General features: G+C 73.1%; 16 protein-coding genes and 1 tRNA gene. 4 read left to right on the top strand and 13 right to left on the bottom strand.

The genetic code is table 11. The features are described from left to right. Nucleotide 1 precedes the first annotated feature (1 nt). Nucleotides 2-1,099, bottom strand: a complete 1,098-nt coding sequence (locus OHA91_RS22335) for an energy-coupling factor ABC transporter permease (protein WP_266500659.1) — start codon at nt 1,097-1,099, stop codon at nt 2-4. A 168-nt stretch (nt 1,100-1,267) separates the two neighbouring features. Between OHA91_RS22335 and OHA91_RS22330 the strand changes: the two genes are divergently transcribed. Beyond that, the gene (locus OHA91_RS22330; protein ID WP_031150719.1) at nt 1,268-1,666 is read left to right on the top strand and encodes an SsgA family sporulation/cell division regulator; all 399 of its coding nucleotides are present in this window, start codon (nt 1,268-1,270) and stop codon (nt 1,664-1,666) included. A 69-nt stretch (nt 1,667-1,735) separates the two neighbouring features. Here OHA91_RS22330 and OHA91_RS22325 read toward each other — a convergent pair whose 3' ends face one another. Further along, nucleotides 1,736-3,934 carry an MMPL family transporter gene (locus OHA91_RS22325; RefSeq protein WP_031150717.1) on the bottom strand — a complete coding sequence of 733 codons (2,199 nt, stop codon included), beginning with the start codon at nt 3,932-3,934 and terminating at the stop codon, nt 1,736-1,738. 151 nt (nt 3,935-4,085) lie between these two features. After that, nucleotides 4,086-4,676 (bottom strand): TetR/AcrR family transcriptional regulator, encoded by a 591-nt coding sequence (locus tag OHA91_RS22320; RefSeq protein WP_030827458.1) that lies wholly within the window; start codon nt 4,674-4,676, stop codon nt 4,086-4,088. A 151-nt stretch (nt 4,677-4,827) separates the two neighbouring features. On the opposite strand from OHA91_RS22320, the gene OHA91_RS22315 reads away from it, so the two are divergent. Beyond that, nucleotides 4,828-8,097 (top strand): S41 family peptidase, encoded by a 3,270-nt coding sequence (locus OHA91_RS22315; protein WP_031150714.1) that lies wholly within the window; start codon nt 4,828-4,830, stop codon nt 8,095-8,097. 58 nt (nt 8,098-8,155) lie between these two features. On the opposite strand, the gene OHA91_RS22310 is transcribed toward OHA91_RS22315, so the two are convergent. From OHA91_RS22310 to OHA91_RS22300, 3 genes are read right to left on the bottom strand one after another with little or no spacing between them, the layout of a single operon-like run. Continuing rightward, entirely contained in the window at nt 8,156-9,040 is an 885-nt protein-coding gene (locus tag OHA91_RS22310) for an SDR family oxidoreductase (RefSeq protein ID WP_328739838.1), read from the bottom strand. Next, on the bottom strand, nt 9,037-9,963 hold the full coding sequence (locus OHA91_RS22305) for an alpha/beta fold hydrolase (RefSeq protein WP_328739837.1): 927 nt from the start codon (nt 9,961-9,963) through the stop codon (nt 9,037-9,039). The genes OHA91_RS22310 and OHA91_RS22305 overlap by 4 nt, the downstream gene beginning before the upstream one ends. Continuing rightward, complete coding sequence (locus tag OHA91_RS22300; RefSeq protein ID WP_266500646.1) at nt 9,960-11,675, bottom strand: flavin-containing monooxygenase; 1,716 nt, start codon at nt 11,673-11,675, stop codon at nt 9,960-9,962. The genes OHA91_RS22305 and OHA91_RS22300 overlap by 4 nt, the downstream gene beginning before the upstream one ends. Before the next feature lie 166 nt (nt 11,676-11,841). Between OHA91_RS22300 and OHA91_RS22295 the strand changes: the two genes are divergently transcribed. Further along, nucleotides 11,842-12,525 carry a MerR family transcriptional regulator gene (locus OHA91_RS22295; protein WP_031150706.1) on the top strand — a complete coding sequence of 228 codons (684 nt, stop codon included), beginning with the start codon at nt 11,842-11,844 and terminating at the stop codon, nt 12,523-12,525. On the opposite strand, the gene OHA91_RS22290 is transcribed toward OHA91_RS22295, so the two are convergent. After that, nucleotides 12,507-13,310 (bottom strand): exodeoxyribonuclease III, encoded by an 804-nt coding sequence (locus OHA91_RS22290; protein WP_328739836.1) that lies wholly within the window; start codon nt 13,308-13,310, stop codon nt 12,507-12,509. The genes OHA91_RS22295 and OHA91_RS22290 overlap by 19 nt on opposite strands. 38 nt (nt 13,311-13,348) lie before the next feature. Here OHA91_RS22290 and OHA91_RS22285 point away from each other — a divergent pair, with 38 nt between their 5' ends. Beyond that, nucleotides 13,349-13,867 (top strand): GNAT family N-acetyltransferase, encoded by a 519-nt coding sequence (locus OHA91_RS22285; RefSeq protein ID WP_266500641.1) that lies wholly within the window; start codon nt 13,349-13,351, stop codon nt 13,865-13,867. A 6-nt stretch (nt 13,868-13,873) separates the two neighbouring features. On the opposite strand, the gene OHA91_RS22280 is transcribed toward OHA91_RS22285, so the two are convergent. The 6 genes from OHA91_RS22280 to moaC form a co-directional block, all read right to left on the bottom strand. Continuing rightward, nucleotides 13,874-15,232: a CoA transferase gene (locus tag OHA91_RS22280; protein WP_328739835.1), complete on the bottom strand. Its 1,359-nt coding sequence runs from the start codon at nt 15,230-15,232 to the stop codon at nt 13,874-13,876. Nucleotides 15,233-15,340: 108 nt separating this feature from the next. Next, nucleotides 15,341-15,414 (bottom strand) — tRNA-Ala (locus tag OHA91_RS22275). A 78-nt stretch (nt 15,415-15,492) separates the two neighbouring features. Beyond that, nucleotides 15,493-16,536, bottom strand: a complete 1,044-nt coding sequence (gene sepX, locus OHA91_RS22270) for a divisome protein SepX/GlpR (RefSeq protein WP_328739834.1) — start codon at nt 16,534-16,536, stop codon at nt 15,493-15,495. Between the two features lie 181 nt (nt 16,537-16,717). Further along, nucleotides 16,718-17,326 (bottom strand): GNAT family N-acetyltransferase, encoded by a 609-nt coding sequence (locus OHA91_RS22265; protein WP_031150698.1) that lies wholly within the window; start codon nt 17,324-17,326, stop codon nt 16,718-16,720. Nucleotides 17,327-17,343: 17 nt separating this feature from the next. Continuing rightward, nucleotides 17,344-17,928 carry a MogA/MoaB family molybdenum cofactor biosynthesis protein gene (locus OHA91_RS22260; protein WP_266500633.1) on the bottom strand — a complete coding sequence of 195 codons (585 nt, stop codon included), beginning with the start codon at nt 17,926-17,928 and terminating at the stop codon, nt 17,344-17,346. Further along, on the bottom strand, nt 17,925-18,404 hold the full coding sequence (gene moaC / locus OHA91_RS22255; RefSeq protein WP_031150694.1) for a cyclic pyranopterin monophosphate synthase MoaC: 480 nt from the start codon (nt 18,402-18,404) through the stop codon (nt 17,925-17,927). The genes OHA91_RS22260 and moaC overlap by 4 nt, the downstream gene beginning before the upstream one ends. Nucleotides 18,405-18,409 lie beyond the last annotated feature (5 nt).

Raw genomic sequence — 18,409 nt, 5'->3', positions numbered from 1 at the left:
GTCAGGCGACCGGGGCGGAGGTGGAGACGGCCGTCAGCTCGTCCGACTTGCGGCGGCGCACGGCCCAGAAGATCCCGGTGCCGGCGACGACGGTGACGCCGACGCCGATGACTCCGGCGAGGCCGCCGGACAGGCGGGCGTCGTCGACGTCCTTGACGCTGTAGTCGGCGAGCGGCGAATCGGCGGCGGCGTGCTCCTCGACCTTCTCGTCGATGCCCTTGTCGGCGGCGACCTTCTCCAGGCCGTCGGGGTTGGCGGAGGCGTAGAAGGAGACGAACCCGGCGAGGACGAGCGCGGTGACCAGGCCGGTCGCCCAGACCTTCTTCGTCGAGCCGACGGCGGGCGCGGCGGCCGGCGCGGGGGCGGCGGCGGGCGCGGGGGCGGCGGCGGGCGCGGGGGCGGCGGCGGGCGCGTCGACGAGCGCCCCGTCGACGCGCAGCTTCAGCGGCGCGGCCAGTCCGCGGGCCCCGTGCACCAGGTCGGGACGTACGGCGATCACGGCACCGACGGTCGCGGCGGTGATGAGGGCCTCGCCGATGCCGATGAGGACGTGCACGCCGACCATGGCGGTGAGGACCTTGCCGAGGGGCACGTCGGTGGTGCCGCCGACGGCGTAGACGGCGGTGAAGGCGGCGGCCGCGGCGGGCACCGAGAACAGGGCGGCCACGAAGCCGGCCGCGGTCACGGAGCGGCGGGTGGTCGGCAGGACGCGCAGCAGCCCGCGGAAGAGCAGGTGCGCGGTGACGACGGTGACGACGCCCATGACGGTGATGTTCACGCCGAGGGCGGTCAGGCCGCCGTCGGCGAAGAGGATGCCCTGCATGAGCAGGACGACGGACACGCACAGCACGCCGGTGTAGGGGCCGACGAGTATCGCCGCGAGCGCGCCGCCCAGCAGGTGGCCGCTGGTGCCGGCGGCGACCGGGAAGTTCAGCATCTGCACGGCGAAGATGAAGGCGGCGACGAGGCCGGCGAGCGGGGCGGTCCGCTCGTCGAGTTCGCGGCGGGCGCCGCGGAGGCTGACGGCCACCGCTGCGGCTGCCGCCACTCCGGCGGCCACCGAGACGGGTGCGTTGATGAATCCGTCGGGCACATGCATGGAGTGGGCTCCGCTTCTTATACGGTCTTTAACCGTTCAAGAATAGTGCCCAGTTGCAAACCGTTGGCAAGAGCGAGTGCATCACAAATAGTCGCGCGCGGTTTCGTGGGAATGTGCGAGGCTGGAGGGCAAACGGACGGATATGTTCCGATTCGAGGAGTCTGGTCGATGTCAGCCCCCGCCGAGAATCTCCCAGCGACCGCGACCGCGGCCCCCGTCGAAGAGCGGGTCCGCGCCCGTGTGATCACGGACGACCCCCTCTACCGGGCGATCCCCGTCGCCCTGCGCTTCGCCCCGGCCGAGCCGCTGGCCGTGCGGATCGTCTTCCCCGCCGACCTGTCCCCCGAGGGGACCGACAACGAGTGGGTCTTCCCCCGGGCCCTGCTGGAGGCGGGCCTCCAGGCGCCTACGGGGACCGGAGACGTACGCATCTGGCCCTGCGGCCGCGTCCAGGCGGTCGTCGAGTTCCACTCCCCCGAGGGCGTCGCGGTGGTCCAGTTCGACATCGCCGCGCTGCGCCGCTTCCTCCGGCGCACCTACGCCGCCACCGCGACCGCCACCCGCTAGGCGCAACGGGCCCGGCCCCGTACCCCCGGTGATCGGGGGTACGGGGCCGGGCTGTGCTCAGCGCGTCGGTCAGGCGTTGACCAGCTCGCGGTCCTTGTCCGGACCCTCGCCTTCCGCGGACTCGGTGGCGAGGTGCTTGCGCAGGCTCTCGCCCTCCACGTCCACGTTCGGCAGCAGCCGGTCCAGCCACTTGGGCAGCCACCAGGCCTTGTGGCCGAGCAGTGCGAGCACCGCCGGGACGATGGCCATGCGGACCACGAAGGCGTCGAAGAAGACCGCGACGGCCAGGCCGAAGCCGATCATCTTGACCATCTGCTCGCTGGCCCCGATGAAGCCCGCGAACACCGCGATCATGATGACGGCGGCGGCCACGACGACCCGCGCGCTGTACTGGAAGCCGGTCACGACCGCCTGGCCCGGGCGCTCGCCGTGGACGTACGCCTCCCGCATGCGGGTGACGAGGAAGACCTCGTAGTCCATCGCCAGGCCGAAGACCACGCCGACCATGAAGATCGGCATCATCGACATGATCGGACCGGTCTGCTCCACCCCGAAGACCGAGCCGAGCCAGCCCCATTGGAAGACCGCGACGACCGCGCCGAGGGCCGCGACGACCGACAGCAGGAAGCCGAGGGCCGCCTTGAGCGGGACCAGGATCGAGCGGAAGACGAGCATCAGCAGCAGGAAGGCGAGGCCGACGACGAGTGCCAGGTAGGGCAGCAGCGCGTCGTTCATCTTCTGCGAGAAGTCGATGTTCATCGCGGTGGCGCCGGTGACGAGGACGTCGTCGCCGCTGCCGTCGCGGATCTCGTGGACCAGGTCCTCGGTCTGGGTGGAGGAGGGGCGGTCCTTCGGGATGACGGTGATCACCGCGGCGTCGCCGGCCTCGTTGGGGGTCGGCGGGGTGACCGCGGCGACGCCCTCCAGGCCCTTGATCCGGTCCACGGTGGAGTCCGCGAGGGCCTTGTCGCCGTCGACGACCACCATCAGCGGGCCGTTGAAGCCCGGGCCGAAGCCCTCGGACAGCAGGTCGTACGCCTGGCGCTGGGTGGTGGAGACCGGCTGGGCGCCGTCGTCCGGCAGGCCCATCTCCAGCTTGCTCGCCGGGATGGCGATGATGCCGAGGCCGATCACACCGGCCAGCAGCACCATGACGGGGCGGCGCAGGACGAAGCGGGCCCAGCGGGTGCCGCCGTTGGCCTTCTTCTCGGAGGCGGGCTTGCCCTTGCCGAACAGCTTGCTCTTCTCGCCCGCCGGCAGGACCTTCTTGCCCGCGAAGCCGAGGATGGCCGGGACCAGGGTGAGGGCGACGAGCACGGCGATGACCACGGTGCCCGCGGCCGCGACGCCCATCTTGGTCAGCATCGGGATGTTGACGACGGCCAGGCCCACGAGGGCGATGACCACGGTCAGACCGGCGAACACGACGGCGGAGCCGGCGGTTCCGGTGGCCCGGCCCGCGGCCTCGTCGCGGTCGCGGCCCTCGGCGAGCTCCGCGCGGTAGCGGGAGACGATGAAGAGGGCGTAGTCGATGCCGACCGCGAGGCCGATCATCGTGGCGAGGGTGGCGGTGGTGTTGCCGAGGTCCAGCACGTTGGCGAGCGCGGTGATGGAGGAGACGCCGATGCCCACGCCGATGATCGCCGTCAGCAGCGGCAGACCGGCCGCGACGAGCGAGCCGAAGGTGATCACGAGGACGATCGCGGCGACGAGGATGCCGATGATCTCGCCGGAGCCGGTCTCGGGGGCCACCATCAGCGCGTCACCGCCGATCTGGACGTTCAGGCCCGCGGCCTTGGCGTCGTCGCCGGACTCCTTGAGCGCGTCGCGGGTGGCGTCCTTCAACTCCATGCCGCTGACGGTGTACTTGGCGCTGATGTAGGTGGTGGAGCCGTCCTGGCTGACCGCCTGCACCTCGTAGGGGTTGGCCACGGAGGCGACCTGCTCCGCGCCCGGACCGGTCTTCAGCCCGTTGACGATCTTCTCGACCTCGGCCTTGGGGCCGGGGTCGGTGACCTTCGCACCCGCGGGGGCCTTGACGACGATGCGCGCGGTGGCGCCGTCGGCGGCCATGCCGGGGAACTTCTTGTCCAGCAGGTCGAAGGCCTTCTGGGCCTCCGTGCCGGGTATCGAGAACGATCCGGAGGTAGGGGCGGCCGCGGTGGCGGCGCCGAAGCCGGCGGCGAACAGCAGCGCCACCCAGAGGAGGGCGACGAGCCCGCGGCGCCTGAAGGCGCCCCGGCCGAGTCGGTAGAGGAAGGTGGCCACGTCGGTGGTTCTCCCGTTCAGGTCGTGGGATGGATCCGGAGGGATCAGGGCGTGGGGAGCCGGCCCGACGACGAGAGCGGCGTGTCAGGAGCAGCAGGGCGGCATCGTTGCCGCGGACTGGGGACGGGACCGGGGACTGAACCGGGGAGGTTCAGACGCCGAGGGCGGGGAAGACCACGGCGTCGATGAAGTCACCGAGGAACGCCCGGTCCACCGGCCGGTCCTCGATCAGCGGGAGCGCGATGAACGCCCCGATGAGCATGTGCGGTACGAAGTCCAGGGCCGGGCACCCCGGGGCGATCTCGCCCCGGTCCACCGCGCGCTGCAGCATCACCTGCAGCCCGGTGATCTCCGGGTCCACCAACAGGTCCCGCAGTGCCTTGTGGAGCTCCGGGCTCTCGTGGACGGCATGGGCCAGGCCCCGCATCAGCGCGGTGTCCTTGGCCATCTGCGCGTCGTCCGAATGCTCCACCATGAGCGCGAAGTCCCCGCGCAGGCTGCCCGTGTCGATCTCGCGCAGCGAAACGGGCTGCGTACACCGCAGGGCCTTGGCGACCAGCTCCGGCTTGCTCCCCCACTGGCGGTAGAGGGTGGCCTTGCTGGACTTCGTACGGGCGGCGACCGCGTCCATGGTCAACGCCTCGTAGCCGACGTCACGCAGGAGGTCGAGGACCGCCTCGTGCAGTTCGGCCTGCCGTTCGGGGGTGATCCGGCTGCGCCGGGCCGCCATCGCCTCGGTCATCTCCGCGCCTCCATCCGAACGAAACTGTTCCGTACGCTTCACACGATACCCCTCCCCCTAGCGAAACGAAACCGTTCCGTTTCGCTTGTAGGGGTGGCGTGGATCACCTGTACGAGTTGCCGCGCCCCCCTCACGCGGAAAGCATTGGGGGGTGAGTCACGACGTCGCGTACCTCCGGTTCCCGCACCTGCACGACGACCTTCTGTGTTTCGCCACCGAGGACGACCTCTGGGTCGCCCCGCTGGTCCCCGACGGCCAGACCCCCGGACGTGCCTGGCGGGTCACCGTCGACCGGACCCGGGTCGGCCACCCCCGCTTCTCCCCCGACGGCCGGCACATCGCCTTCACCACCTGGCGAAGCCTCGACCCCGAGATCCACCTGGCGCCCGTCGACGGCGGCCCCGCCCGGCAGCTGAGCCACTGGGGCGCCACCGACACCCGCGTCTGCGGCTGGGACCCCGACGGCAACATCCTCGCCGTCTCCTCCCACGAACAGCCGTTCTCGTACTTCTCCTGGGCCTACAAACTGCCCACCGACGGCAGCCCCGGCGGGCGCCTGCCCTGGGGGCCCGTCTCCGACATCCAGGTCGCCGACATCGACGGCGAGCACCGCAGCCTGCTGCTCACCGGCAAGCCGCCCCACGAGCCCGCCGCGTGGAAGCGCTACCGGGGCGGCGCCATGGGCCGGCTCTGGCTGCACGGACGCCAGCTCCTGGAGGACCTGGAAGGGCACCTGGACGCCGCGATGTTCGTGGGCGGCCGGATCGCCTTCCTCTCCGACCACGAGGGCATCGGCAACCTCTACTCCTGCCTCCCCGACGGCACCGACCTGCGCCGCCACACCGACCACGACGAGTTCTACGCCCGGCACGCCTCCAGCGACGGCTCCCGGGTCGTCTACCAGTGCGCCGGGGACATCTGGCTCGTCGACTCCCTGGCCCCCGAGGCCGCCCCGCGCAAGCTCCAGGTCCGCCTCGGCGGCCCGCGCGCCGGCCGGCGCATCTACCAGGTGCCGGCCGCCAGCCACGTCGACTCCCTCTCCGTGGACGCCACCGGGCGGGCCAGCGCGGTCGTGGTGCGCGGCAGCCTCTACTGGCTGACCCACCGCGACGGGCCGGCCCGGACCATCGCCGACACCCCCGGCGTGCGGGTACGGCTGCCGGAGATGCTCGGCAGCGGCGGACAGGTCGCCTACGTCACCGACGCCGAGGGCGAGGACGCGATCGAGATCGCCTACCTGCCCCGGGCCTCCGGGGAGCGGCAGCCGCGCCGGCTGGCCTCGGGCGAGCTGGGGCGCGTGACCGAACTGCTCTCGGACCCGGACGGCGAGCGCCTCGCCATCGCCTCGAACGACGGGCGGCTGCTGCTCGTCGACGCGTCGGAGGAGTCGGGCGGCGAGGTCACCGAGCTGATCCGGTCCATCAACGGCCCCGTCACCGACCTGGCCTTCTCCCCCGACGGGACCTGGCTGACCTGGTCGCATCCCGGCATCGGGCGCTCGCTGCGGCAGATCAAGATGGCCCGCATCTCCGGGCCCGGCGCGCGCACCGTCGTCGACGTCACCAACGGCCGCTTCGCCGACGAGAACCCGGTCTTCACCCGGGACGGGCGCTACCTGGCCTTCCTGTCCTGGCGCGGCTTCGACCCGGTCTACGACGTGCACACCGGCGACCTGTCCTTCCCGCTGGGCTGCCGCCCGTACCTGGTGCCGCTGTCCTCCGCGACCCCCTCGCCCTTCGCGCTCTCGGCGGAGGGACGGCCCGCGGCGGGCGGCCTGGACCCGGTCGAGGGCGATTCGGAGAACTCGGGCGACGGCGGCGCCGTGACCGTGGAGGTGGAGGGGCTGGAGAGCCGGGTCACCCCGTTCCCGGTGAGCGCGTCCAAGTACTCGGCCCTGTACCCGGTGCACGGCGGCGGACTGGTCTGGCTGCGCTGGCCGATCTCGGGCGCACTCGGCGAGACCTTCGCCAACCCCAACGACATCAGCGGCAAGCCCACCCTGGAGCACTTCGACCTGACCAAGGCCCGCAAGAGCGAACTGGCCTCGGGACTCGACTGGTTCGCGGTAAGCGGCGACGGCACCCGGCTCGTGATCAACGACGACGGCGACCTGCGCGCCGTCCCGGCCACCGAATCGGGCGACAGCGACTCGACGGTCTACCTGGACCTGCGGCGCATCCTGCACGAGGTGGACCCGGCGGCCGAGTGGCGCCAGGCCTTCGAGGAGGCCGGGCGGATCATCCGCGCCTACTTCTGGGAGCCGAACATGTGCGGCATCGACTGGGACGGCGTACTGCGCCAGTACCGCCCCCTGGTCGAACGGATCGCCTCCCCCGACGAGTTCGCCGACCTGCTGCGCGAGGTCCTCGGCGAACTCGGCACCTCGCACGCCTACGTCTCCCCCTCCCGCCGCAACGAAGGCCCCCCGCACTACCAGCGGGCCATCGGCCTGCTCGGCGCCAACCTGGTCCCCCGGGACGGCACATGGGTGGTCAGCAAGATCCTTCCCGGCGAGTCCTCCGACTCCAAGGCCCGCTCCCCGCTCGCCGGCACCGGCATCCGGGAGGGGGCGGTGCTCACCCACGTCGACGGCCGGCCCGTGGACCCGGTCACCGGCCCCTACCCGCTGCTCGCCGGGGCGGGCGGCACCACGGTCGAGCTGACCTTCCAGCCGGCGGAGGGCTCGGGCCGCTCCCGGCGGGTCGCCGTCGTCCCGCTGATCGACGAGCGGCCGCTGCGCTACCAGGACTGGGTGTCCAAGCGCCGGCAAGTGGTCCGGGAACTCAGCGGCGGCCGGTGCGGGTACCTCCACATCCCCGACATGGGCGGCTCGGGCTGGGCGCAGTTCAACCGCGACCTGCGCATGGAGATGTCCCGGCCCGCGCTGATCGTGGACGTGCGCGGCAACGCCGGCGGCCACATCAGCGAGCTGGTGGTGGAGAAGCTCACCCGCTCCATCCTCGGCTGGGACCTGACGCGTGACGCCCAGCCCGTCAGCTACGCCTCCAACGCGCCCCGCGGCCCGATCGTGGCCCTGGCCGACGAGGCGACCTCATCGGACGGGGACATGATCACGGCGGCCTTCAAACTGCTGGGCCTGGGACCGGTGGTGGGCCAGCGCACCTGGGGCGGGGTGGTCGGCATGACCGGCCGGCACGCCCTCGGCGACGGCACGGTGATCACGGTGCCGATGAACGCCGCCTGGTTCCCGGAGTACGGGTGGTCGGTGGAGAACCACGGCGTGGAGCCGGACTTCGAGATCCTGCGCACCCCGCTCGACTGGGCGGAGGGGCGGCACGCCCAGATGGACGACGCCGTCCACCTGGCACTGGAGCTCCTCGAACAGGACCCTGCCGCGATGCCGCCCGGCTACACGGACGTACCGGACCGGCGCCGCCCGAAGCTGCCGCCCAGGCAGTGAGGGCAGCCGGAAGGGGCGCGGCCGCCGGTGACGGCCGCGCCCCTCGCGGGCGTCCCGGTCAGCGGCTCCGCGTGCGCTCCTGCTCGTCCGCGGCGCCGCCCGCCCCGACGAGCCCCCTGGAGACGCCGGACAGCCGGGGCTCGAAGCGCTTCATCTCGCGCTGCCCGACCGTCGCGATGATGCCGGGGAGGTAGCCGCGCACGCCCTGCATCCCGCGCAGCCACCACTGCGCGTACACGTGCGGCGAGCGCCGCACGATGCCGGCGACGATCCGGTCGACGGCCGGACCCAGCGGGTAGGTGCGGTTCGACGGCCACGGCAGCCGCCCGCGCAGCTCCCGCATGACCTCGTCCTGGTCGGCGCCGCGCACCATGTCCGTGTCGGTCCACGAGAGGTAGCCGACCCCGACCCCCACGCCCTTGTGGCCGACCTCGGCGCGCAGGCAGTGGGCGAAGGCCTCGACGCCGGACTTGGAAGCGCAGTAGGCGGTCATCATCGGCGCCGGGGTGATGGCGGCGAGCGAGGCGATCTGGAGGAAGTAGCCGCGGCTCTCCGTCAGCACGGGCAGGAAGGCCCGGGCGGTGACGGCACCGCCGATCAGGTTGACCTCGATCACCCGGCGCCAGGCGTCGGGGTCGGAGTCGGCGAACGGCCCTCCCGCGGCGACGCCCGCGTTGGCGACGACGATGTCGACCTTCCCGAAGCGCTCCTTGACCTCCTGCGCGACGCGCGCCATCGCCTCGTGGTCGGTGACGTCGGCGTGCCAGTGCTCGCTGTCGGTGTGCAGGCGCTCGGAGACCTCCTTGAGGGCCTCCGGCTCCAGGCCGACGAGTGCGATCCGCGCGCCGCGGGCCGACAGCTTGCGGGCGAGCAGCTCGCCGACCCCGCGGGCGGCCCCGGTGACGACGGCGACCTGGCCTTCCAGACTCCTGCGAGCACTCACGGTGTCTTCTCCTTCTCGGTGGTGTCGAGATAGCGCGCGGTCAGCTCGCGAACGGCCCGGGTGACGGCCTCGGGAGCCTCGACCGGGGTCATGTGCCCCATGCCGGTGAGCTCGGTGAGGCCCACGCAGTTCGGCAGCGCCGCGGCGAGCGCGCGGGCGTGGACGACCGGGGTGAGCCGGTCGGCGGTGCCGCCGATCACGGCGGTGGGGACGGTCAGCCGTGCCACGTCGGCGTCCAGGTCCAGCCCGGCCAGCACCTGGGACCAGGCGTGCCGCACCCCGGTGGGGCAGGCGTGGACGATTGCGGCGCACGCCTCGACCCGGTCGGGCGCGGAGCCGGGGCCCATGGTGGCGTACTTGAGGACCTTGCGGGCGACGGGCGTGACCGGCCCGAGCGGGGCGCGCGATCCGAGGACCGCGCCGGTGACACGGGTCCGCACCCGCCCGGCGCGCCCCGGCAGCACCGTGGCCTGCTCGACCAGCCGGGAGCTGCCGGTGCTGCACAGCAGCGCGGCGGCGGCGTGCTCGGCGAACTCCGGCCGGGCCGCGGCCGCCATGATCGTCATGCCGCCCATGGAGTGCCCGGCGACGACCGCGCGCTCCCCCGGGGCGAGAGCGGCGCCGAGCACCGCCACGAGGTCGTCGGCGAGCGCGGTGGTGCTGTGCTCCCGGGCGGCGGGGCTGCGCCCGTGTCCGCGCTGGTCGTAGGCGACGACCCGGTGGGTGGCGGCCAGGGCCCGTATCTGCGCGGCCCAGAACGCCGTGGAGCAGGTCCAGCCGTGGGCCAGCACCACGGCCGGCGCGCCCTCGTCCCCGTGGACCTCGACGTGCAGCTGCGCCCCGTCGGCGGAGACGGCGACGAGTTCGCGACGGGCGGCGGGCGGGGCGTAGGGGCCGGAGGTGACGTGCGCCGGCCGGCTCACGCGGCGCCCTCGGCGACGCCGGCCCCGCCGGCTGCGAGGCCGGCCCCGCCGTCGTCCGCGGCGCGGGGCTCCGGGGGCACGGCCGCCGGCGGCGTAGCTGCGGTCCCCGCGGCGCTCCCCCGGGAGCGCCGCGGCTTCGGCCCGGCGGCCGTCGCGGCCGTCGCGGCCGTCGCCACGGCGACGGCCGGGACCCGCTCGCGATCCCGGGTGCGCACGACCTCGTACTCCGCCAGATCGACGCTGCGCGTCTCCCGGCGGAACTCCCCGGTCGTGCCGGGCCAGACCGTCGTGTTGCGGCCGTTCGCGTCCAGGTACCAGCTGGTGCAGCCGCCGGTGTTCCAGACCGTCCGCTCCATCCGGGCCTGCACCTGCCGGTTCCACTTGTTCACGGCGGAGGGGCGCGCGGCGAGCGCGACCTTCCCGCCCAGCATGCCCAACTGCCGCAGGTAGTCGGCCATGTAGTTCAACTGCGACTCGATCATGAGGATCATCGAGCTGTTCCCGAGCCCGGTGTTCGGGCCGATGATCGTCATCCAGTTGGGGAAGCCGGCCGCGGTCGCCCCGCGCAGCGACTGCATCCCGTCCTTCCACTGGTCGGCGAGGGTCCTGCCCTCCGCGCCCACCACCCGGTCGGCGATCGGCATGTCCGTGACGTGGAAGCCCGTACCGAAGACGATCGCGTCGACCTCGGTCTCGGTCCCGTCGGCGGCGACTAGGACCGAGCCCCGGATCTCCTTCAGCCCGGAGGCGACCAGGTCCACGTTGGGCCGGGCCAGCGCCGGGTAGTACTCGCTGGAGAGCAGGATCCGCTTGCAGCCGATCCGGTAGGAGGGCGTCAGCTTGGCGCGCAGCTCCGGGTCCTTGATCGACCGGGCCATGTTGGCCTTCGCGAGCGCCTCGACGAGTCCGAGCTGGTTCGGCCGCTTGGTGAAGGCGCTGACCTGGAGCTCCCGGATGCCCCACAGCAGCCCCCGGCGCGCGGCGCGGGTGAAGGGCAGCTGCCGGTGCAGCCAGCGCTCCACCGTCGAGATGGCCCGGTCGGTGCGCGGCATGACCCACGGCGGGGTCCGCTGGAAGAGCGTCAGGCGCTCCACGTCGGGGGCGATGGCCGGCACGATCTGGATCGCGGAGGCCCCCGTACCGATCATGGCGACGCGCTTGCCGGAGAGGTCGTAGTCGTGGTCCCAGCGCGCGGAGTGGAAGACCTTGCCGGGGAACCCGGCGAGTCCGGGCACCTCAGGCAGCTTCGGCTCGGACAGCGGCCCGGTGGCCGAGACCACCACGTCGGCGGTCAGCTCGCCCTGCGCGGTCTCGATCTCCCAGTGCAGCTCGTCCGCGTCCCAGCGCATCATCCGGACCTCGGAGTCGAGCCGGATGTGCCGGCGCAGCCCGAAGGTGTCCGCGACGTGCTCCAGGTACTCCCGGATGGCGGGCTGCCCGGAGAAGGTCCGCGGCCAGTCCGGATTCGGCGCGAAGGAGAAGGAGTACAGGTGTGACGGGACGTCGCAGGCGCATCCCGGATAGCTGTTGTCCCGCCAGGTTCCCCCGACCGAGTCGGCCCGTTCCAGTACGACGAAGTCCGTGATCCCCTCGCGCCGCAGCCGCACGGCGGCCCCGAGTCCGCCGAACCCGGACCCGATCACCGCCACTCGTACGTGCTCGCGCCCCTCGCGCCCGCCCTTGCCGCCCATGCCCGCCGCCTTCCGCCTCATCCGCAGTTCCAGCCACGCAACGCCGCAACGCACCACACCATCGAAACACTGCCAGCAATCACTGGCACAATCGGGAGGGTAGAGCAGCGCCGTACTCATGGGTAGGGGGCGGACCCGGAAAGTTACCGCCGGTACGCCATAGGCTGCGTCTGTGGCGAAGGATGAGATGCAAGCGAAGCCGGTGCGCGAGTACCGCACCGAGGAGCTGGCCGAAGCGGCCGGCATACCGGTGCGCACCCTGCGCTTCTACCGGGAGCGCAAACTGCTCCCGCCGCCGCGCCGCGAGGGCCGCATCGCCTGGTACGACGACCACCACCTGGCCCGCCTGCGCACCATCGCCGGCCTGCTGGAACGCGGCCACACCCTCGGCGGCATCGCCGAGCTGACCGCCGCCTTCGAGAACGGCCGCGACGTCGGCCAGCTGGGTGAGCTGCTCGGCATCGGCTGGTCGGAGGAGACCCCCGTCCGCCTCACCCCGGAGGAACTGGCCGACTACTTCGAGGGCGAGGTCACCCCGGAGAACCTGGCGGCCTCCCTCGACCTCGGCTACCTCGCCGTCGACGGCGACGCGATCGTCCACGTCAGCCGCCGCCTGCTGGACGTCTCCTCGGCGCTGGTCCGCGAGGGCGTTCCGCTGGCCGCGGTCCTGGAGACCGGGCGCCGCGTCCGCGAGCACGCGGACGCGATGGCGCTGCTGTTCACCGAGCTGATCTCGGACCACATCTCACCGGAGGCGCTCACACGGCTGCGCCCGCTCGCCAAGAGCGTGGTCGAGGCCGAGCTGACGATGGCGATGGACCGCCTGCTGGCGTCCACCGCCCCGCCCTCCGGTCAGGCGCCGAGCTCGTAGACGACGGTCACGGGCGCGTGGTCGGACCAGCGCTCGGGGTGCGTCTCGGCCCGCTCGACGAAAGCCTTCACGGCCTTCGCGGCCAGCCCCGGGGTCACCACCTGGAGGTCGATCCGCCAGCCGGCGTCGTTGTCGAAGGCGCGGCCGCGGTAGGACCACCAGGAGTACGGGCCCTCGGTGTCGGGGTGCAGCTCGCGCACCACGTCGACGTAGCCGGCCTCCGTGTAGACCTTCCCCAGCCACTCGCGCTCCTCGGGGAGGAAGCCGGCGTTCTTGCGGTTGGTCTTCCAGTTCTTGAGGTCGGCCTCCTGGTGACAGATGTTCCAGTCACCGCACACCACGACCTCGCGCCCGTCGGCGGCGGCCCGCACCTTCAGCTCGGCGAGGTAGGTCAGGAACTCCCCCATGAACCGGTACTTCTCGTCCTGCTTCTCCGTGCCCGCCTCGCCGGAGGGCAGGTAGAGGCTGGCCACGGTCACACCGGGCAGGTCGATCTCCAGGTACCGGCCCGCGGTGTCGAATTCCCCGCTGCCGAACCCGACCTGCACCCGCTCCGGCGCGCGCCGCGTGTACACCGCGACCCCGGCCCGCCCCTTCACGGCGGCCGCCGCGAAGACGGTGTGCCAGCCCTCGGGAGAGCGCACCTCCTCGGGGATCTGCCCCTCCTCGGCCCGTACCTCCTGCAGGCAGACCACGTCGGCGTCGGATCCCGCGAGCCACGCCCCGAAGCCCTTCTTGGCGGCGGCCCGAATCCCATTCACATTCACGGAGGTCACAGTGAGCATCCCAGCACCATAGCGGGAGGGTTCCGTACGATGTTCGGATGTCTCATGGGATCGACTTCCGCACCGTGCCGTACGACCACCCGGACGCGGTCAAACTCAACGACCAGGTGCAGCTCGAATACCAGGAGCGGTACCAGGGCGAGGGCGACGCGACCTTCCTGGATCCGGCGATGTTCGCCCCGCCGCGGGGCCTGTACATAGTGGCGTACGACACGACCGGCGCCCCGGTGGCGACCGGCGGCTGGCGCACCCAGGAGAAGAACGACGAGGGCTACTCGGACGGCGACGCCGAGCTCAAGCGGATGTACGTCGTCCCGGAGGCCCGCGGCCTGGGCCTGGCCCGCCGCATCCTCGCGACCCTGGAGGCGGACGCCCGCGCGGCGGGCCGCCTGCGGATGGTCCTCGAAACGGGCGACCGGCAGCCGGAGGCGATCGCCCTCTACCTCTCCGAGGGCTACGCCCCGTCGCCGAAGTTCGGCTTCTACCGCTTCCACGACTCCAGCCGCTGCATGGCCAAGCCCCTCCAGGCGCCCGCAGCGGGCACCTCCCGGCAGTAGCGGGGGCTACCGCGGGAGCCAGACGGCCGGATCCGTCCCCCACCGGGACGGGCCCCCGGCCCACTCCCCGAAGGGGCTGGCGGCGTGCCGCAGCACCCCGTACCCCGACCCGGTCTCCCTGAGCCACGGCTCCGCCGCGTACTGCGGAGCCCCGGCACCGTCCTCGGCCCGAGCGCCGGCCAGCCCGCGGACCAGCCACGAACCCGTCCCGGCCAGGGAGAACCGCAGCCCCCGCCCGCCGCCCTCGGCCAGGGCCCGCATCACACCGGCCGCCACCAGATAGCCCGTCCCGTGGTCCAGCGCCTGCGCCGGCAGCACGCCCGGCGTCCCGTCCGGCCCCGCGCACGCGGCAGCGATCCCGTAGCCCGCCTGCACCAGCGAGTCGAAGCCCCGCCGCCCGGCCCACGGCTGCGGCGCCCGCCACCCCCACGCGCACAGCTCGGCCACCACCAGCCCCGGCCACCGCTCCAGCAGCTCCCGCGCCCCGAACCCGTGGCGCTCCAGCGCCCCCGGCCGGTACCCGGTCACCACCACGTCGGCCTCGGCCAGCAGCCCCTCGAAGACCGCCCGGTCCGCGGCCCGCGCCAGGTCCAGCAGCGCCGACCGCTTCCCGAAGCCGGTGTCGGCGTACGCGTCGTCCGCCTCCGGCAGGCCCGGCGGGTCGATCCGCAGCACGTCCGCGCCCAGCAGGCCGAGCGTGCGCGTGGCGACGGGCCCGGCGATGACCCGCGTCAGGTCCAGCACCCGCACCCCCGTGGCGGGCCGACCGGGCGGGGCCCCGCCGAGCACCCGTCCCCGTTCCCCTGTGGTGCGCACGGTCTCCACCAGCGGCTGGGGATCGCCGTACCGCCGTGCCACGGCGACGGCGAGACCGCCCGCCCCGTACACGAGTTCCTGCACCTCGACGGCCGTCCGTCCGGCGACCGCGGCGCGCAGCGCCTCCGGCGCAGGGGAGGTCAGCCCCAGCGCCCGTACGAGCGCGGCCTCGTGGTGCGGGTAGTTGGCGTGCGTGCGGACCCAGCCGTCCGCGGCCCGCCAGAAGCCGGACAGCGGAGCGAACGTCACCGTGGGCCGTCCCGCGACCCTCAGGTGGCGTTCGCTGACGAAGGCCGCGGCCACCGCCGCCTCGTGGACCACGAGGGGAAGGGGGTCCCCCGTCGCGCCCCTGGCCCGCACCGCGGCGAGCTCCCCCGCCGCCAGTCCGCAGACCGCGACCGTGGCGCGCGCCAACTCCCGCACCGGGAGCGGCCCTTCCCCGAGGTTGCCGGCTCCCTCGAACCGGACCCGTTCCACGAGCTCGGGTGCACCACCGACGGCCTCCCAGGCCTGCCCCGTCCCGCCGTCCCGTTCCCCACCGATCGTCATGAGCGCATCTTCGCCCAACCGCCCCTGGAAACGCCGAAATCCCGCCCGGTCTTTCGACCGGGCGGGATTTCGTGACGTTCACGAGAGCTACTCGCGAACTGTCGTCTGTGGACCTGTGGGGATTTGAACCCCAGACCCCCTCGATGCGAACGAGGTGCGCTACCAGACTGCGCCACAGGCCCTTGCGACGTGTGAAACATTAGCACCCCTGCGCCGGTGCTCCAAAACGCGTTTCCGCGGGGGTCCGCGCAGGTCACCGATCACTCGTTCGCGGCGCGCGGGCGGTCCTCGCTCTCGTACTGGTCGAACAGCGGGGTGCGTCCGCGGCCCTGGCCGCGGGGGCGCTGGCCGGTCCGGTCCGGTGCGTCGTCCTCGGCGGGAGCCGGGGCGGGGACCGCCGGCTGGGCGCGCAGGCGGGGCTCCGTCGGCTCGGCCGTGCTGGAGCGGGTCGCGCTCCAGGCGTCCGGGGTCACGGGGCCCGTGGCGCGGGGGGCGACCGGGGCCGTCACGTACGTCGGCAGCGGGACCGGGACCGGCTCCCAGCTGTCACCCCGGGCGGGGACGCGTTCGCGCTCGCGCTGCTGGTCCACCCACTCGGCGTGGTCGGTCTGCTCGACCAGCGCGCGCCGTCCGGCCTCCTGGGGGGAGACCGGTGGTGCAGGGTCCGGTTCGCCGGCCGCGTCCGCGCCCTCCTCGGGGTGGCGGCGGCGCGGGCGGTCCTCGCGCAGCTGCCGTGCGGCAGCCTCGGCGCGCCGCCGGTCCATGGTGAACTCGTAGCGCCGCCGCTCCTGGACCCGCAGGTGGGCGATGTAGGCGCTCAGCAGGAGGGCGGGCGCGGCGGGGGCCCACAGGTAGCGCAGGCCGCCCACCGCCGCGACGACCGCGCCGGCGGTGAAGACCAGGAAGAGGAGTGCGGTGGTGCGCCGGCGGCGCGCGAGGACCTGGAGGCGTTGTTCGCGCCGGGCCCGCTCCGCGCGCTGCTCCCGCTCGGCGGCCGCCGTTCGCGGCTCCGCCCTGGTCGGGGACACGCCGATGGCCCGGGCGTCGGCGTCGACGGAATTGACCGTCTCCGTCGCGGCGTCCGGGTCCGCGTGGGGCTCCGCCTCCTCGTCACCGCGCTCACGCAGCCCCTTGGCGTAACGGCGCTCCATTCCCGCCCGGCCGGAAAGCAGCCGAATGGCGGTGGAGAAGCGTTCCGTCGGACGGGCTTCGTTCAGCTCGTCCTGCCTCCGGAGCCACATGGGCACCAAGTAGGCGGCCCAGGCCCCGACAATGACTGCGTAGATGAGGCCGCTGCTGCTCACACCTCACACCGTAGAGGGGCGCGGGCGAGGGGATCGGCCAATTGGGCCGGTGTGTCGCGCGATCTCGCTGATATCACGGACTTTTTTTGTGATTCTTCGGATCAGGTTATGGGCGAATCGGTTACCTCGGGCCATTAATTCGAACAGATATTCGTTTATCGCCGCGGGCGGACGGCCGTCCCTATTTCGGCGGGGACTGCGCGTGGCGCGCGCGGTGCCAGCGGCGCAGCAGCCCCTCCGGCACCTCCTCCGCCGTGATCGCGTACACGAGGTGGTCGCGCCAGGCCCCGTCGATGTGGAGGTAGCGCGGACGCAGTCCCTCCTCGCGCAGGCCCAGCTTCTCCACGACGCGCCGGCTCGGCCCGTTCTCGGGGCGGATGCACACCTCGATCCGGTGCAGGCCGACCTTGCGGAAGCAGTGGTCGACGGCCATCGCGACCGCCGTCGGCATCACGCCGCGGCCGGCCACGTCGCGGTCCACCCAGTAGCCGATGTGCCCCGCGCACATCGAGCCCCACGTGATCCCCGCGACCGTCAGCTGGCCCACCAGCCGCCCCTGGTACTCGATGACGAAGGGCAGCATCCGGCCCGCGTTCGCCTCCGCCCGCAGGTGACGGACCATCTGCCGGTACGTGGGCCGCTGGATCACCGGCCCCCACGGCGCGGGCGGCGGGATCGTCGCCTCCCACGGCCGGAGCCAGTCGCGGTTGCGCCGGTTGACCTCGCGCCAGTCCTTCTGGTCGCGCAGTTTTATCGGCCGGAGCGTGACATCGCCGTCGGTCAGGACCACCGGCCAGGTGGGGCCGTTCAGCTCGCGCTCCCGGTGGGTCCCGCCGGTCTGGGGTGGTCGCCGCCACGGATCTGGTCCACCGCGTGCGGCAGGATGCGGGACAGGACGGCGAGGCCGTCGCGCACCCCGCCCGTGGAACCGGGCAGGTTGACGATCAGGGTGCGCCCGGCGACGCCCGCCAGGCCCCGGGACAGGGCCGCGGTCGGCACCTTCGCCAGGCCCTCGGCGCGGATGGCCTGCGGGATGCCCGGGACCTCGTAGTCCAGGACCCGGGCGGTGGCGTCCGGGGTGCGGTCGGTCGGCGAGATCCCGGTGCCGCCCGTGGTCAGGATGACGTCGTAGGCGGCGGCCACGCCCTCGCGCAGAGCCTGCTCGACCGGATCCCCGTCCGGGACGACCCGCGGGCCGTCCACCGTGAAGCCGAGCTTCTCCAGCGCCTCGGCCAGCAGCGGGCCGCCCTTGTCGGCGTACACGCCTTGCGAGGCCCGGTTGGAGGCCGTGACGACGAGCGCCCTGCCGAGGGACCCGTCCGGGGCCGCGCCGGCCTCCGGCGCCGCCGCCGCGTGGTGGCTGTGCACCTCCCCGCCGCGCGGGGCGTTCACGAGCGGGTCCAGTCGCCGGACTTGCCGCCGGTCTTCTCCTCCACCCGGACGTCCGTGATGACGGCGCCCTTGTCGACCGCCTTCACCATGTCGACGACGGTGAGTCCGGCGACCGCGACGGCGGTCAGCGCCTCCATCTCGACGCCCGTGCGGTCGGTCGTCTTCACAGTGGCGAGGATCTCCACGGCGTCGTCGGCGACCGACAGGTCCACCTTCACGCCCGAGACGGCCAGCGGGTGGCACAGCGGGATCAGGTCCGGGGTCTTCTTCGCCCCCATGATCCCGGCGATGCGCGCGGTGGCGAGGGCGTCCCCCTTGGGCACTCCCTCGCCGCGCAGCAGCTCGATCACCCGGGGGGAGACGAGTACGCGTCCACTGGCGCGCGCCGTCCGGGTGGTGACGTCCTTGGCGGAGACGTCGACCATCCGGGCCGCACCGGCCTCGTCGATGTGGGTGAGCCTGCTCTCGGTACTCATTGCTG

The organism is Streptomyces erythrochromogenes, assembly GCF_036170895.1.
Lineage (GTDB): Bacteria > Actinomycetota > Actinomycetes > Streptomycetales > Streptomycetaceae > Streptomyces > Streptomyces erythrochromogenes.
Note: the sequence above shows the minus strand (reverse complement) of the source record. Positions and strands in the feature narration are given on the sequence as shown.